This is a genomic window from Tateyamaria omphalii, from assembly GCF_014651375.1.
GTDB classification, from domain to species: domain Bacteria; phylum Pseudomonadota; class Alphaproteobacteria; order Rhodobacterales; family Rhodobacteraceae; genus Tateyamaria; species Tateyamaria omphalii.
Genome location: NZ_BMWT01000001.1, coordinates 1,094,246 through 1,107,850 on the forward strand (window position 1 = coordinate 1,094,246; position 13,605 = coordinate 1,107,850).

Here is a 13,605-nt window from a genome sequence, read left to right on the forward strand (position 1 = left end):
GACAGGTTCGCCGCGATGCCTTGGGCAGATATAGTGTTGCAGGGCGGGCCACCCAAGCCTGTCCGGCGTTTGCACCTTGATCGTTCTTCCCTGAAGCGGAACGTGGCCCGCCGTGAGGGAAGGGGCGGGCCAAGTGCTATGCGGTATTCAAGCGTCGAGCGATCAGAAGAACTTCTTGATCAGCACCTTCTTCTTGAACTTCGTTTTCGGGCTCACGTATTTCTTTTTCTTCACGCCGTGATGGAACTTGTGACCGTGGTGATATTTGTGGCCATGGTGGAATTTATGGCCGCGGTGAAACTTGTGCTTTTTGACCTTCACTTTGAAGTTGGCGTCAATCACCTGCGCTGTTTCGGCATTGGCGGGAGTGCTGGCCCAGACGGCTTGTGCATTGGCCGGAGCGAAGCTGGTTACAGTGACGGCGGTCGCGATTGCAGCGATCAGAAGCGGGGTCTTGGTTGCTTTCAGTTTCATGGTTTCTTCTCCTTTTGCGTTGCGGCGCTGGTCCGTTCGTCTTGGGAAAGAGATAGCGGGAAGATGCTGTAACAATAAGGGACCGCTTGGTCACAAACTGTCATGGATATGGCAGGGTCGTGTGAGGGATTGCCATGTCTAGTGTGAGATAGTGTATGTTTTACAGATGGTTGATCGATCAACTGCCTGTAACAATCGATGTGACACTCATGTGCTAGATGCCCGTTTGAGCCTGGTTTGGCGGCAATGCCCCAGCGTCACTTTCCTTTGAAGGGCGCCATGCCTGCGCGCGCCAGTTCGTCGGCCCGCTCATTTTCCGGGTGACCGGCGTGTCCCTTGACCCATTCCCAGGTCACATCGTGCCGGGCTTGTGCTGCGTCCAGCCGTTGCCACAGGTCGGCATTGGCGACGGGTTTCTTGGCTGCGTTCTTCCAACCGTTCCGCTTCCAGCCGTGAATCCAACTGGTGATCCCGTTCTTGACGTAGTTGCTGTCGGTCACGACGGTGATCGTGGATGGTTTGCCAAGTGCTTCGAGGGCTGAGATGGCCGCCATCAATTCCATCTTGTTATTGGTTGTCTGTGCTTCGCCGCCTTTGAGTTCGCGTTCTTTGACGATCCGGTCGCCCTCGATGGCGCGTAACAGGGCGCCCCAGCCACCGGGGCCCGGATTTCCGGAGCAGGCACCGTCCGTATAGGCAAACAGCTCAGGCACGGGTGGCCTGCAGCACGATGAACGGGGCAACCTCGCCCGACAGCCCCGCTTCCTCGCCCGTGCGGCTGTACTGGATGTCGAACCCGGTGTGGGTCAGCAGGTCGGTCAATGCGTCTTCGGTCATGTAGGAATAGAGCCGTCCGATGCTGTCGCGGCTTTCGCCGGTGCCCAGCTTGGTTCCGAAATGGAGAATGCCACCCGGTTTCAGGGCGGTGCGGATCGCGGTGAACTGGTCGGGCCATTGTCCCAGCGGTGTGTGCAGCATCGAGAAGTTGGCCCAGATGCCGTCATAGGCTGCGCTTTCGGTCAGATCGCCATAGCTTGCCTGCCGGGCCGTGACACCGGCATGCGACCGGGCAAGCTCCAGCATCTCGGGCACCGGATCCCAGGCGTGTGCGTCGAGTCCCGCGTGCGCCATGGCAGCTGCGGCAAAGCCCGGGCCGCAACCGATGTCGAGGACGGTGCCGTTCTTTGGGACGTTTGCGATGAAGCGCTGCATCGTGGACCTTGCAGCTTCTTTGTCTGTCATTTGCGCGTATTCTGTTGCCTTTGCTGCATAGACGGAAAGGGTCTCAGGATCGCTCATCAGATCACCGTCATCGCCAGGCACGCCACGACAATGGCTGTAAGGAGTAGCCGCAGCGTCATCCACCACCTCGGTGTCAGGCCCCAACTGAAGAACGCAAAATCAAGCATGAGCAGGCCTGCGAAACCGAAAATCAGGTTCAATCCTGCGCTGGTTGGTCCACCACCCGTCATGAAGAAAGCCCAGAGCGCTGGTATGACCGACAGGACGTATCCGGTTGCCGCCTGTGCCCCTTTTGCCTTGGTCGCAAATCCCCACAACACGCCTGACATAAAGGAAAGTATGACCGAGCCATAGAACAGCTGCACGTAAGGTCCTACGAAACGGGCTCCCAATGTGTTTGCCCCCCAAGACGCAAGTCCGTCATGAAAAACGGTCACGGCGCCCCAAAGGAAAGGGATTAGGCCAGCCAGGCCCAAAGCCAGAGGTGCGCGGGGAATTCTTGTCATAGGTCCTTGACCAGTTTCTGTATGCGTTTGGCGCGTGTGTCGGCCCTTTTGGCAGTGTTGACAAGATGCAATCTGGATCGCTTCTACCCTGGCGTCAAAGCCGCCCAAGCATCAGTTTGTCCGGAGTTTCGGATCGCGTTTAGTATATCGTCGGGAACATCGACCAGATTGGGGTCGACAGGGCGAATACGCGCGTCAAATGGCGCGCCTATGGTAAGTCCACTTTCGTGTAAAAATGTCTTGCCTGTGTATACAAATGCGCCTGCAGCCACCGGCGCTTTTGTCAGGGCGAGGTTAATGGGAAACTCGCCGAACTCTCCTTCAATCCGCTTTGTGTTGGGCGGCAGGGACGCCAAAGCTGAGGCCGGCAAAAATACCACCGAATACGTTTTCGAACCCCACTTCATTGGTTCGATGACACCCTCGAACCATATCCAGTCGTCGTTCATGCACGTTCCAATGCCAAACGGCCTGCGAGCGCTGCAAAGATGGCTGCGAAGCTACGCGAAAGCCAACGCATGGCGACCTCAGACCCTAGAATCCATTGGCGAGCGAGGGCCGCAAACGTCCCGTAGAGCAGGAACACGGCAAAGGTCATGGCCATGAAAACCAACCCAAGGATCGCCATCTCGTTTGTTGCTGTAGCAGTGTTGCCAGACAAAAATGGAGGCAGAAGTGCAAGAAAGAAGATAGACAATTTTGGGTTGAGGATATTGATGAGAGCCGCCCGTCGCGCAACGCGCCAACCTGCTTCGGCGCAACGTTCGGATGCAATGTTCAGCGCGCCACCTTCACGCAAACTGCCCCAAGCGAGCCACAACAAGTAAGCTACCCCGGCGAATTTGACGACGTTGAACAACAGCGCTGATGTATGCAGCACCGCAGCTAGTCCCAGTATGGCGGCTGCCAGATGCGGCAATATACCAACTGTGCATCCAAGTGCTGCCCAGATAGCGGCGCGACGCCCTTGGCCAAGACCCAGCGCGAGTGTGTAGATCACGCCTGTCCCCGGCGCGATGACGACGACGAAAGCGGTTAGAAAAAACTGGAAAGAGAGCATGGGCACCTGCTGAGTTGAAACAGATGAAGGCTAGGCCGGGTGATTGCATTTGGCAATTGATGGTCGGGTGCGCCGGGCGGGGTGCCTGCCATGGCCGGAACACCAATGTGTCCGAATAGCCTTGCCAATGAGCCGCCACAGCAATGGACCCGGTGACCATTTGATGGCGTTGCAGTTGCCAGTTTCGTTCTTTACACTTTCCTTACGGTCGGCAGTCACCGAGGCGTCGCTGCTCCATGTGGAGTGCTAAACCTGCCATTGAAATGAAAACGCCATCGGATTCATCAGGGCGTCGTCTCGTCAAGTCAGCGACCAACGAAGCAGCAGTACGCCCGCTTGGATATACGATGACAAAAACGCCTGTCTCTCTACACGTCGATGACGTGACCCTCTTTGCCCGTTCGCTTTCGTCGCAACTTGGTGTGGACAGTCCCTCACATCTTGTTGTGATGAACATGATCGCTAGGGCAGCCGGATTTGAGAATTTCCAGCACATGCGCGCGGCTTCTGCTGCAAAGAAGCGGATGCTCAATCGGCCTGAGGATAGAGTTTCCGATGCTCGCGCGGTTGAGCGCACATTGCACCAGTTCGACGTGCGGGGGCGACTGCGCCAATGGCCCTCTCGTCGAGGGGTCCAAACCTTGGCCCTTTGGGCGCTTTGGGCAACTTTGCCAGCGCAAACCTTGATGGAAGAAAGGACCGTAAACGATTTTCTTTTCGACGAACATCTCTTCAATGACCCGGCAACACTGCGCCGGACAATGATTTCGTGTGGATTGTTGACGCGAAAGCAGGATGGAACCGATTACCTCAGGGTCGAGCAGCAACCATCTGCCGAAGCTATAGCGGTCATCCGGGTTCTTGGCTCGAGACGTCGTACACGATCTCGCCCCAGCGCCTTGGCAGAGGTAAAGAGATAGGGCCGGCTATGGGAAACCAGCACCCTCCAACTCCCTTTCAGCATCTGAAAACTGGCTTTTAGGGTTTCCTTGCGAAAGCTCAGAGAACTCTGCCCCCGTAGCAGGTTGAGTGGTTTTTTTGAGGCGAAGCTCGGGGCCGGTCGTCACATTCTAGGCCGGTTCCCGCAGCACTCGCGGGACTTTGAACTCGACATTCTCAACTGCCGTTTCAACCATCTCGACCTTGACATCATAGCGATCGCTGAAGGCCTTGATCACCTCGTTGATCAGCACCTCGGGGGCAGAGGCCCCCGCCGTGATCCCCATGGATCTGATCCCGTCCAATGCACGCCAATCGATGTCGCTGGCCCGCTGTACAAGCTGGGCATAGGCGCACCCTGCCCGTGCTCCAACCTCGACCAGCCTTTTGGAATTTGAAGAGTTGGGTGCGCCCACAACTAACATGGCATCGCATTTCGGAGCCATCGCCTTGACAGCTTCCTGCCGGTTGGTGGTCGCGTAACAGATGTCTTCCTTGTGCGGGCCAACTATGCCGGGGAAACGCAGTTGCAGCGCGGTTACGATGTCTGCCGTGTCATCCACGGAAAGCGTGGTTTGGGTTACGAAGGCGAGTTTTCCGGGATCACGCACTTGCACGGTCGCCACGTCTTCAACTGTTTCGACCAGAAGCACCTCACCATCGGGCAATTGGCCCATCGTGCCAACCGTTTCAGGATGGCCTGCATGACCAATCATGATCATCTGAAGCCCGTTGTCCGCATGCCTTTGTGCTTCGATGTGAACTTTGCTGACCAACGGGCAAGTGGCGTCAACGTAGATCATCTCGCGCGCCTGTGCTGCCTGCGGCACAGATTTGGGTACGCCGTGGGCTGAAAAGATCACCGGTCGGTCGTCAGGACATTCTGTCAGTTCCTCAACAAACACAGCGCCCTTGTCGCGCAGATCGTCTACGACAAACTTGTTGTGAACAATTTCGTGTCGGACAAATACGGGTGCGCCCCATTTCTCCAAAGCCATTTCGACGATCTTGATTGCGCGATCTACGCCTGCGCAGAACCCACGTGGCGCGGCGAGATAAAGGGTCAGTGCTGGCTTGGTCATGGCCACTCCTGTTGCTGTCCCAGAAGTAAGAGCTCCTGGCTATGCGGTAAAGGGTGTAACCTAGGTTGCCTTGTCAGACGAGCCAAAGACAAGGCGGGCTGCTTCTGCCCTATTGTGGATGCCAAGCTTGCGATAGGCTGACTTGGCGTATTCCGCCACGGTGTTGGTGCTGATCCCGCACAACCGTGCGGCTTCTTTGCGACTGAGGCCTCGGGCCAGCATATAGATGATCTCGGCCTCACGTGGGCTGAGCACGTCCATGGCGCTTGGCATATCAGGCGCAATCAGCGCAGGTTCGTGATCAGATTGCGCACCTGAAAGCTCTTCGATCCGGCGATGCACAAGCAAACAAAACAGGCGAAACTGCTCAGCCTGTGGCCACATTCGCGACCGAAAGGTTTCCCGGTCCAAATTGGTTCCGAGGTTGAAGCCGCCGTATCGGTCCGCGCCGCGCAGACGGGTCGGGATTCCAAAGCCCGACAAAAATCCCTTTGACCGCGCCATATTGATGAATGCCTTTGCCTCGTCTGGCAGATACGCATGTTGCGGCAGAAACTCAGGCCCGGTTGGTGTGATTTCGTAGCTGTCACAACAATGGCTCAAAAATGGATCGCTGTCCGGTGACGCGTTTGCATATAGGCTTGGGCAGGTGGTTAGAAGCCGGCTGGTTTTCGGCGGAGAGCCATGCGCCGTCAGATAGATGACGTGATGAATTCCGTGAGCGCGCAGTTTTTGGACTGCACCGTCCCAGAGCTCTTCTACCGTTGTCAGTTTTTCAAGTGTTTCTGCGTCTCGATGCACAGACGTATCCCCCCAATCAGGGGGATACTGACACAGAGGTTTGGTCATTAAAATACAAACGTGCGTTCGATCCAACAGCGTACGTTTGTATTTTAATGACCAAACACTTTGTGAACGGACAGCCAGCGGCACTGCAATGTCGCTGGCCGTCTTCGTGTTTGGCTTAGCCCTGGGCTTGAACCCGTTCTTCGCGCTCAGGCATTGGTTCGCGCGGCGGTCGCCCAATGACATCCTTCAGTTCGTCCAGCTCGATGAAGTTGTCAGCTTGACGCCGCAGGTCGTCCGAAATCATCGGTGGTTGGCTACGGATCGTCGATACTACAGAGACTCGAACGCCCTGACGCTGCAGGCTTTCCACAAGCGGACGAAAATCCCCGTCGCCCGAAAATAGAACGATGTGGTCAACGCGCGGTGCAAGTTCCATGGCGTCCACCGCTAATTCGATGTCCATGTTCCCCTTCACCTTACGGCGACCCATCGAGTCGGTGTATTCCTTGGCTGGCTTGGTCACCATGGTAAAGCCGTTGTAGTTCAACCAATCGACCAAAGGCCGGATTGGCGAATACTCGTCATTTTCCAACAGCGCGGTGTAGTAAAAAGCACGAAGCAACTTGCCTCGCCGCATGAACTCCTGCCTCAGTAACTTGTAGTCAATATCGAACCCAAGCGCTTTGGCCGCGGCGTATAAGTTCGATCCGTCGATGAACAGCGCCAGCCGTTCGTCTTTGTAAAACATAAAATGTCCTTCCGAAAATTCGGGTACCGCCTGTGATTTCCGTGAGTGAGTGCGTAAAAACGCGTGGAGACGGTTCTTGAAAAATAGGTGATTTTCAATATGTCGCAAGTCACTGATGACATGCAAATAGGCAAAACTACGCCATGTAACGGTACAAAATTGCTAGTTGCCCTAGGGTCAAACATGCATTCCAGTATCGGAACACCCGTCGAAACGCTCCAAAAGGCCGTCGATTCGATTGAAGAAATGGGGGCTGTGATTCGCGGGCGCAGTCGCTTTTTCCGCACTCCAGCCGTTCCTGCCGGCAGTGGCCCAGACTTCGTAAATGCGGCCATCTCGATAAATGCGCACTGGTCATCTACCGAAGCAATTGCCCGTTTGCACGAGGTTGAGTCTCGCCTTGGCCGCCGCCGTAAGGTGCGATGGGAGCAGCGTGTCATCGACTTGGATTTGTTGGCGCACGATCAAATGATCAGGCCAAGCGTTCAGGTTTTGCGTCGGTGGATGGAATTACCGGTGCAAAAACAGAAAGAAATGGCTCCTGGCCAATTGTTGTTGCCGCATCCCAGGATGCACGAGCGTGCGTTTGTATTGGTGCCTTTGGCGGATGTAGAACCCGATTGGATACATCCGATTACCCGCAAGTCCGTGTCGGAGATGCAGGACGCGCTGCCAGCTGCAGAAATTGAGGCGATCGTGCCCATCGAATAGGCGCTTGTCATTCTGTCCGATCGGGCCTAGATAACGTCCTTCTATCTATTCCGCCTGATCTGGAGCACACCCATGGCCCGCGTGACCGTTGAAGACTGCGTTGACAAGGTTCCGAACCGTTTTGAGCTGGTGATGCTGGCCGCGCATCGCGCCCGTGAAATTTCGTCTGGGGCGCCTATCACTGTCGACCGCGACAACGACAAGAACCCTGTTGTATCGCTGCGTGAGATTGCGGAAGAGACACAGAGCTCGGAAGAGCTGCGTGAGCGTCTGATCGAGTCCAATCAGAGCCAGATTGAGGTCGACGAGGCCGAGGAAGACGCAATGGCGCTTCTTATGGGGGCCGAACAGGACAAGCCGGAAGAAGACAGCATGTCCGAAGAGATGCTTCTGCGTCAGCTGATGGCGGCGCAAGGTCAGGGCTGACCCTAGTCAGGCGCGGACCGGATGATCTCTGACGACGATCTGATCGCGCTGGTCCGCAACTACAACCCCAAGACAAACGAAGACCTGATCCGCCGGGCGTATGCTTTTGGTGGCCAGATGCATGATGGGCAATTCCGGCATTCCGGGGAGCCCTACTTTTCGCATCCGGTCGCTGTTGCCGCAATCCTGACTGAGCAGCAGCTGGACGATGCCACCATCGTCACCGCCCTTCTGCATGACACTATTGAGGACACCAAGGCCAGCTATGCCATGGTATCCGAACTGTTCGGAGAAGAGGTTGCCAAGTTGGTGGACGGCGTCACCAAGTTGACCAACCTGCAGCTGTCGAGTGTCGAGACGAAACAAGCTGAAAACTTCCGCAAGCTGTTCATGGCGATGTCCAAGGATATGCGCGTCATCCTGGTCAAGCTCAGTGACCGCCTGCACAATATGCGCACCATCAAGTCCATGCGCCCGGACAAGCAGGTTCAGAAAGCTCGCGAGACAATGGACATCTTCGCCCCCCTTGCTGGTCGCATGGGGATGCAATGGATGCGGGAGGAACTGGAAGATCTGGCATTCAAGGTGCTCAACCCCGATGCGCGATCTTCCATCATTCGCCGTTTCATCACGATGCAGCGTGAAACTGGAGACGTCATCCAGCGCATTACTGGCGATATGCGATTTGAGCTGGAAAAGGTGCATATCGAGGCGGAAGTGTTTGGCCGCGCCAAGAAACCGTATTCCATTTGGCGCAAGATGCAGGAAAAGGATCAGTCCTTTTCCCGTCTGTCCGACATCTACGGCTTTCGCGTGATCACGGGTTCGGAAGAAGACTGCTATCGCGCCCTAGGGGCCATTCATCAGCGGTGGCGCGCGGTGCCGGGACGGTTCAAGGACTACATCAGCCAACCAAAAACCAACGGGTACCGGTCTATCCACACCACCGTATCAGGTCGCGATGGAAAACGCGTCGAGGTGCAAATCCGCACCCGTCAGATGCACGATGTGGCGGAAACGGGTGTAGCTGCGCACTGGTCCTATCGTGACGGTGTACGGTCTCAGAACCCGTTTGCTGTTGATCCGGCAAAGTGGATTTCGCAACTGACCGAACAGTTTGACAGTGAAGAGGACCACGAAGACTTCCTCGAGGCCGTTAAGCTGGAGATGTACTCCGACCAGGTGTTCTGCTTCACTCCAAAGGGTGAAGTGGTGAAGTTGCCGAGGGGAGCGACGCCCATCGACTTTGCTTACGCGATTCACACAAGGATCGGAAACGCCTGTGTCGGGGCCAAAGTCGATGGGATGCGTGTGCCATTGTGGACTCGCGTCAAAAACGGCCAGTCGGTTGATATCATCACCGCCGAGGGCCAGACACCACAAGCAACATGGCTGGAAATTGCTACGACTGGCAAAGCCAAGACAGCCATCCGTCGGTCTCTTCGCGAGGCCGATCGTGATCGGTTCATCACACTGGGGCGTGAGTTGGCCCGATCCGCTTTTGCCCATGTACGCAAGAAGGCCACGGACAAGGCGCTGGATGCCGCTGCCAAACGATTGCGACTTAAGAATGCGGATGAGGTGTTGGCGCGCCTTGGGTCTGCCGAGTTGACTGGGCGTGAGGTTGTGCAAGCCATCTACCCCGATCTTACACCGAAGTCTGGCAAGCAGGTGGATGCCCGCCGCGCCGTGATTGGGCTTTTGCCTGGTCAATCGTTCCAGCGCGCAACATGCTGCGAGCCTTTGCCGGGAGAGCGTATTGTCGGGATTACCTTCAGGGGTGAAGGCGTGGTGGTGCACGCCATCGACTGCGCCCGCCTTGTCGAGTATGAAAAGCAACCTGACCGCTGGTTGGATTTGCATTGGCATGATGGCAGCCATCCGGCGGTGTATGGGGTGACGCTTGATCTGACCATTGGCAACGACGCTGGTGTTCTGGGACGCATTTGCACATTGATTGGCGAGAGCAGGGCCAATATTTCAAATCTCGAATTCGTGGATCGTAAACCTGACTTCTTTAGGTTGATGGTCTACGTAGAGCTTCGGGACGCCCAGCATTTGCATACGCTGATGGGGGCGCTTCAAGCAGAGAGTGATGTGGCTGCCATTGACCGCTTCCGTCGCCCCGAGCCACCGGCAGGGCAAGCGATGGTCTCGGGATAAGGCGCAACGAAGGGCGAAAAGACATTGGTGTTCAAGCGCCGCGACCCCAAGCCATTTCTGCGCGCTGTGCTGGAATTCCTCTGGCCGCGCGGTGGGTGGGGCCGTGCGTTTCAGTATGTCAAACACCGTGTCCGTCGACTACCCGACCGCCCGGAAAAGATTGCGCGCGGCATTTGGGCGGGTGTCTTCACGACCTTCACGCCGTTTTATGGCCTGCATTTCTTTGTCGCGGCCATTATCGCAACGGCCATGCGTGGAAACATTGTTGCGTCTTTGATGGCGACCTTTTTTGGCAACCCGCTGACCTATGTTCCGATCGGCGTTGTGTCACTGCAGACAGGCCACTGGCTGCTTGGGGCCGAAATGAAGGAAGAAACGGAACGTTCCTTTGGGGGCAAGTTCGTCGATGCGGGGTCGGATCTGTGGCAAAACCTGAAGCATGTGCTGATCGGAGAGCCACGGGACTGGACCAAGCTGAGCATCTTCTATGACGAGATTTTCTTTCCCTACCTGATTGGTGGCATCATTCCCGGCATTATTGCAGCAACCATCTGCTACTACGTGTCGGTGCCCGTCATTCGCGCCTATCAGAAGCGGCGCAGGGGAGCGATCAAGGCAAAGTTCGAGGCGCTGAAGGCGAAGGCGGCAAGCAAGGCTGCCGCAGCAAAGCCAAAGACCGACTAGCGACTTGGTACAATTTTTCGGCTTTGTCCGTATGTTCAGGCATTTGCTTCCGCACTAGGTTGAGCGCGAAGACATTGGAAGGACGATGCCGATGACAGCCCCGCTGGGACAACTTCGCCTTGGTGTGAATATCGATCACGTGGCCACGGTGCGCAACGCACGCGGTGGCGATACACCGGACCCGCTGCGCGCGGCAAAACTGGCAGAGGCGGCGGGCGCGGATGGGATCACGGCCCACTTGCGCGAAGATCGCAGGCATATTTCTGATGCCGATATCGAAGGGCTGATGGATGTTTTGTCGGTGCCGCTGAATTTCGAGATGGCAGCGACCGAAGAGATGCAGTCCATTGCGTTGCGCCACAAGCCGCATGCCGTCTGCATCGTTCCAGAAAAGCGCGAAGAGCGGACGACTGAGGGTGGCCTAGAGGTTGCGCGGGAAGAAAACCGTTTGGCCCATTTTATTGCACCCCTGCGTGAGGCGGGTTGCCGGGTGTCCATCTTCATTGCAGCCGACAAGCGTCAGATTGAGGCTGCTCACCGTATCGGTGCACAGGTGATTGAGTTGCACTCCGGTGCCTATTGCGATGCCCATCACGAAGGGCGTTTTGATGACTGCGACCGAGAACTGGAGGCGATGCGCGAGATGTCGAGTTTCGCGCATTCGCTGGGACTAGAAGTGCATGTGGGCCATGGTCTGACCTATGAAACCGTGTCACCGGTCGCTGCCTTTCCAGAGGTGATGGAACTGAACATCGGGCATTTCCTGATTGGCGAGGCCATTTTCCTGGGGCTTGACCCGGCCATTCGCGAAATGCGGCGCCTCATGGATGAGGCGCGCGAGGTCATCACGTGATGCGCTTGTCGGCCCTGCTTTTTGCTTTGATGTGTGCCATTTCCGTGCCTCCGGCGAAGGGGCAACACAGCGAATGGCCTGATCTGGACCAACTGTTGTTTTCGACTTTGACGGCGTCGGGTACGGCAGAGGCGTCTTTCTGGTTGCCGGATCAAGCGGATCCCGCAGCGGCAACGCGGGCTTTGGGCATTGTTTACGAGCACATACCCGGTTCAGCCGGGAACACGTCTATCGCGGTGGGCCTTTTTCAGCGAACAACTGCAGGTTGGGGATTTGTCGGTCCGGTTGAGAACGTGTTTGGGCATTTGCCAAGTGACGCAACATTTGGTCCGACCCATGTAGAGCTGACCACAATCATGCCGGGGCCGGATGACCCACGATGCTGTCCAACACTGCCTGTGCGCTGGCGCATCAGCCTTGCATCTCGGACAGTACAGCGCTTGAATTGACCGGCGTGAGGCCAAAAACGAGGGGACCCGCTGGATGATCCGCCACTGTGTGTTTTTACGTCTGTCACCCAAAGCTGATACGGCAGAGCTGGACAAGATCATGCTGGATCTTGAGGATTTGGTGCGGCGATTGGACGGGTGTTCCGGGTTCCGCGCTGGTCCGAACCGAGACTACGAGGGTAAGACGCCCGACTATCCCTACGGTTTCACACTGGATGCCGAGAATGCAGAGGCGTTGGCCGCCTATGCGGTGGATCCAGAGCATCAGGCTTTGGGTGCGCAGCTTGTGACGCTATGTGACGTCGGCGGCGACGGTATTGTCGTTTACGATATTGAGGCACCTGCGTGATCCTGTCGTGCCCGAGTCGGCTCAGGGCCGCAAACCAAGGAGTGTTTGATGGGACCTGAATTCGTTGCCATATGGATTGCATGGCTGTTGGCCGGTGGGTCGCCGGGCCCGGCGACCATGGGCATTGCGGGCACTGCGATGTCTGCCGGGCGCGCTTCGGCGCTTGCATTTGCCACCGGGATTCTTGCCGGATCGGCAAGTTGGGGTATCGCGGCAGCTTTGGGGCTGTCGGCGATCATGCTGACCCATGTCTGGGTTTTTGAAGTCATCCGGTATGTTGGTGTGGCATACTTGGCTTGGCTGGCGTTCAAAGCCTTGAAAAGTGCTTGGCAAGGTGGAGACACCGCTGTTGGCACGCCATTTTCCGGCTCCGCGCGCAGTCTGTTTCTGAAAGGGGCAGCTATTCACATCACCAACCCCAAGGCCATCCTGAGCTGGGGATCGATCTATGCCATTGCCTTACCCGCGGATGCACAGCCGGCGGCTGTTTTCCAGTGTTTCGCCTATCTTTATGCAGGCTCCATCCTGATTTTCATCGGTTATGCGTTGCTGTTTTCAAGCGCGCGGGTTGTGACCGTCTATCGCAAGGCGCGTCGCTGGTTCGAACTGGCCTTTGCGGGCTTTTTCGGGGTCGCGAGCTACAAGATTCTGACGGCGCGGTTGCAATGATTCTGGGCGTCGGCACCGATCTGGCCAATATCGACCGCATCGCAGGCACGCTGGAACGGTTTGGGGACCGGTTTCGCAATCGCGTGTTCACAGACGTCGAACAGGCCAAGGCCGAGCGGCGCGCGGATACGCCCGGCACCTACGCCAAGCGTTGGGCGGCCAAGGAGGCCTGCTCAAAGGCGTTGGGTACTGGCCTGCGCATGGGAATTTCGTGGAAAGACATGGCTGTGACCAACCTGAGGACCGGTCAACCGGTGATGCATGTCACGGGCTGGGCCGCCGAGAGGTTGGCGGAAATGACCCCGTCCGGGCATGAGGCGATCATCCATGTGACGTTGACCGACGATCATCCGTGGGCGCAGGCATTTGTAGTCATCGAAGCCCGCCCGATACAATCTGAGCCTGCGCCTTGACACCTTCGGGCCGCGCCCGCATGTAGCCCTGAACCGACCCCGAAGGAG

Annotated in this window: 20 protein-coding genes; 10 read left to right on the forward strand and 10 right to left on the reverse strand. The window is 56.8% G+C overall.

The window, feature by feature from the left end; translation table 11 throughout:
* Positions 1-162: 162 nt before the first annotated feature.
* The 7 genes from IE087_RS05365 to IE087_RS05395 all read right to left on the reverse strand — a co-directional run bounded on the left by IE087_RS05365 (position 163) and on the right by IE087_RS05395 (position 3,282).
* Positions 163-474: a hypothetical protein gene (locus IE087_RS05365; protein WP_229801272.1), complete on the reverse strand. Its 312-nt coding sequence runs from the start codon at positions 472-474 to the stop codon at positions 163-165.
* Positions 475-731: 257 nt separating this feature from the next.
* Complete coding sequence (gene rnhA / locus IE087_RS05370) at positions 732-1,187, reverse strand: ribonuclease HI (RefSeq protein WP_189368229.1); 456 nt, start codon at positions 1,185-1,187, stop codon at positions 732-734.
* A complete protein-coding gene (locus IE087_RS05375) occupies positions 1,180-1,773 on the reverse strand; it encodes a class I SAM-dependent methyltransferase (RefSeq protein WP_189368230.1) in 594 nt (197 codons plus the stop codon). The genes rnhA and IE087_RS05375 overlap by 8 nt, the downstream gene beginning before the upstream one ends.
* The gene (locus tag IE087_RS05380; RefSeq protein WP_189368231.1) at positions 1,773-2,222 is read right to left on the reverse strand and encodes a DUF3429 domain-containing protein; all 450 of its coding nucleotides are present in this window, start codon (positions 2,220-2,222) and stop codon (positions 1,773-1,775) included. Before IE087_RS05380 ends, IE087_RS05375 begins: the two co-directional genes overlap by 1 nt.
* On the reverse strand, positions 2,219-2,293 hold the full coding sequence (locus tag IE087_RS23765; protein WP_189368351.1) for a YdeI/OmpD-associated family protein: 75 nt from the start codon (positions 2,291-2,293) through the stop codon (positions 2,219-2,221). Before IE087_RS23765 ends, IE087_RS05380 begins: the two co-directional genes overlap by 4 nt.
* A 12-nt stretch (positions 2,294-2,305) precedes the next feature.
* A complete protein-coding gene (locus IE087_RS05390) occupies positions 2,306-2,671 on the reverse strand; it encodes a hypothetical protein (RefSeq protein WP_189368232.1) in 366 nt (121 codons plus the stop codon).
* Complete coding sequence (locus IE087_RS05395; RefSeq protein ID WP_189368233.1) at positions 2,668-3,282, reverse strand: LysE family translocator; 615 nt, start codon at positions 3,280-3,282, stop codon at positions 2,668-2,670. Before IE087_RS05395 ends, IE087_RS05390 begins: the two co-directional genes overlap by 4 nt.
* Positions 3,283-3,665: 383 nt before the next feature.
* Between IE087_RS05395 and IE087_RS05400 the strand changes: the two genes are divergently transcribed.
* Positions 3,666-4,202: a DUF2087 domain-containing protein gene (locus tag IE087_RS05400; protein WP_229801273.1), complete on the forward strand. Its 537-nt coding sequence runs from the start codon at positions 3,666-3,668 to the stop codon at positions 4,200-4,202.
* A gap of 150 nt (positions 4,203-4,352) precedes the next feature.
* Here IE087_RS05400 and ispH read toward each other — a convergent pair whose 3' ends face one another.
* The 3 genes from ispH to IE087_RS05415 all read right to left on the reverse strand — a co-directional run bounded on the left by ispH (position 4,353) and on the right by IE087_RS05415 (position 6,840).
* On the reverse strand, positions 4,353-5,303 hold the full coding sequence (gene ispH / locus IE087_RS05405; RefSeq protein ID WP_189368235.1) for a 4-hydroxy-3-methylbut-2-enyl diphosphate reductase: 951 nt from the start codon (positions 5,301-5,303) through the stop codon (positions 4,353-4,355).
* Positions 5,304-5,363: 60 nt separating this feature from the next.
* Positions 5,364-6,152: a helix-turn-helix transcriptional regulator gene (locus IE087_RS05410; protein ID WP_189368236.1), complete on the reverse strand. Its 789-nt coding sequence runs from the start codon at positions 6,150-6,152 to the stop codon at positions 5,364-5,366.
* Between the two features lie 115 nt (positions 6,153-6,267).
* Positions 6,268-6,840, reverse strand: a complete 573-nt coding sequence (locus tag IE087_RS05415; protein ID WP_189368237.1) for a LabA-like NYN domain-containing protein — start codon at positions 6,838-6,840, stop codon at positions 6,268-6,270.
* 87 nt (positions 6,841-6,927) lie between these two features.
* Here IE087_RS05415 and folK point away from each other — a divergent pair, with 87 nt between their 5' ends.
* The 9 genes from folK to acpS all read left to right on the forward strand — a co-directional run bounded on the left by folK (position 6,928) and on the right by acpS (position 13,557).
* A complete protein-coding gene (folK, locus tag IE087_RS05420) occupies positions 6,928-7,551 on the forward strand; it encodes a 2-amino-4-hydroxy-6-hydroxymethyldihydropteridine diphosphokinase (RefSeq protein ID WP_189368238.1) in 624 nt (207 codons plus the stop codon).
* Positions 7,552-7,623: 72 nt separating this feature from the next.
* Positions 7,624-7,977, forward strand: a complete 354-nt coding sequence (gene rpoZ, locus IE087_RS05425) for a DNA-directed RNA polymerase subunit omega (RefSeq protein WP_039682236.1) — start codon at positions 7,624-7,626, stop codon at positions 7,975-7,977.
* Positions 7,978-7,998: 21 nt separating this feature from the next.
* Positions 7,999-10,140, forward strand: coding sequence for a RelA/SpoT family protein (locus IE087_RS05430; protein ID WP_189368239.1), 2,142 nt, complete (start codon positions 7,999-8,001; stop codon positions 10,138-10,140).
* Positions 10,141-10,164: 24 nt separating this feature from the next.
* Positions 10,165-10,824 (forward strand): DUF2062 domain-containing protein, encoded by a 660-nt coding sequence (locus tag IE087_RS05435; RefSeq protein WP_189368240.1) that lies wholly within the window; start codon positions 10,165-10,167, stop codon positions 10,822-10,824.
* 91 nt (positions 10,825-10,915) lie between these two features.
* Positions 10,916-11,677 carry a pyridoxine 5'-phosphate synthase gene (locus IE087_RS05440; protein WP_189368241.1) on the forward strand — a complete coding sequence of 254 codons (762 nt, stop codon included), beginning with the start codon at positions 10,916-10,918 and terminating at the stop codon, positions 11,675-11,677.
* A complete protein-coding gene (locus IE087_RS05445) occupies positions 11,677-12,126 on the forward strand; it encodes a hypothetical protein (RefSeq protein WP_189368242.1) in 450 nt (149 codons plus the stop codon). Before IE087_RS05440 ends, IE087_RS05445 begins: the two co-directional genes overlap by 1 nt.
* Before the next feature lie 34 nt (positions 12,127-12,160).
* Positions 12,161-12,475 carry a Dabb family protein gene (locus IE087_RS05450; protein WP_189368243.1) on the forward strand — a complete coding sequence of 105 codons (315 nt, stop codon included), beginning with the start codon at positions 12,161-12,163 and terminating at the stop codon, positions 12,473-12,475.
* A 45-nt stretch (positions 12,476-12,520) separates the two neighbouring features.
* Positions 12,521-13,144 (forward strand): LysE family translocator, encoded by a 624-nt coding sequence (locus IE087_RS05455; RefSeq protein ID WP_189368244.1) that lies wholly within the window; start codon positions 12,521-12,523, stop codon positions 13,142-13,144.
* Positions 13,141-13,557, forward strand: coding sequence for a holo-ACP synthase (gene acpS / locus IE087_RS05460; protein ID WP_189368245.1), 417 nt, complete (start codon positions 13,141-13,143; stop codon positions 13,555-13,557). Before IE087_RS05455 ends, acpS begins: the two co-directional genes overlap by 4 nt.
* Positions 13,558-13,605 lie beyond the last annotated feature (48 nt).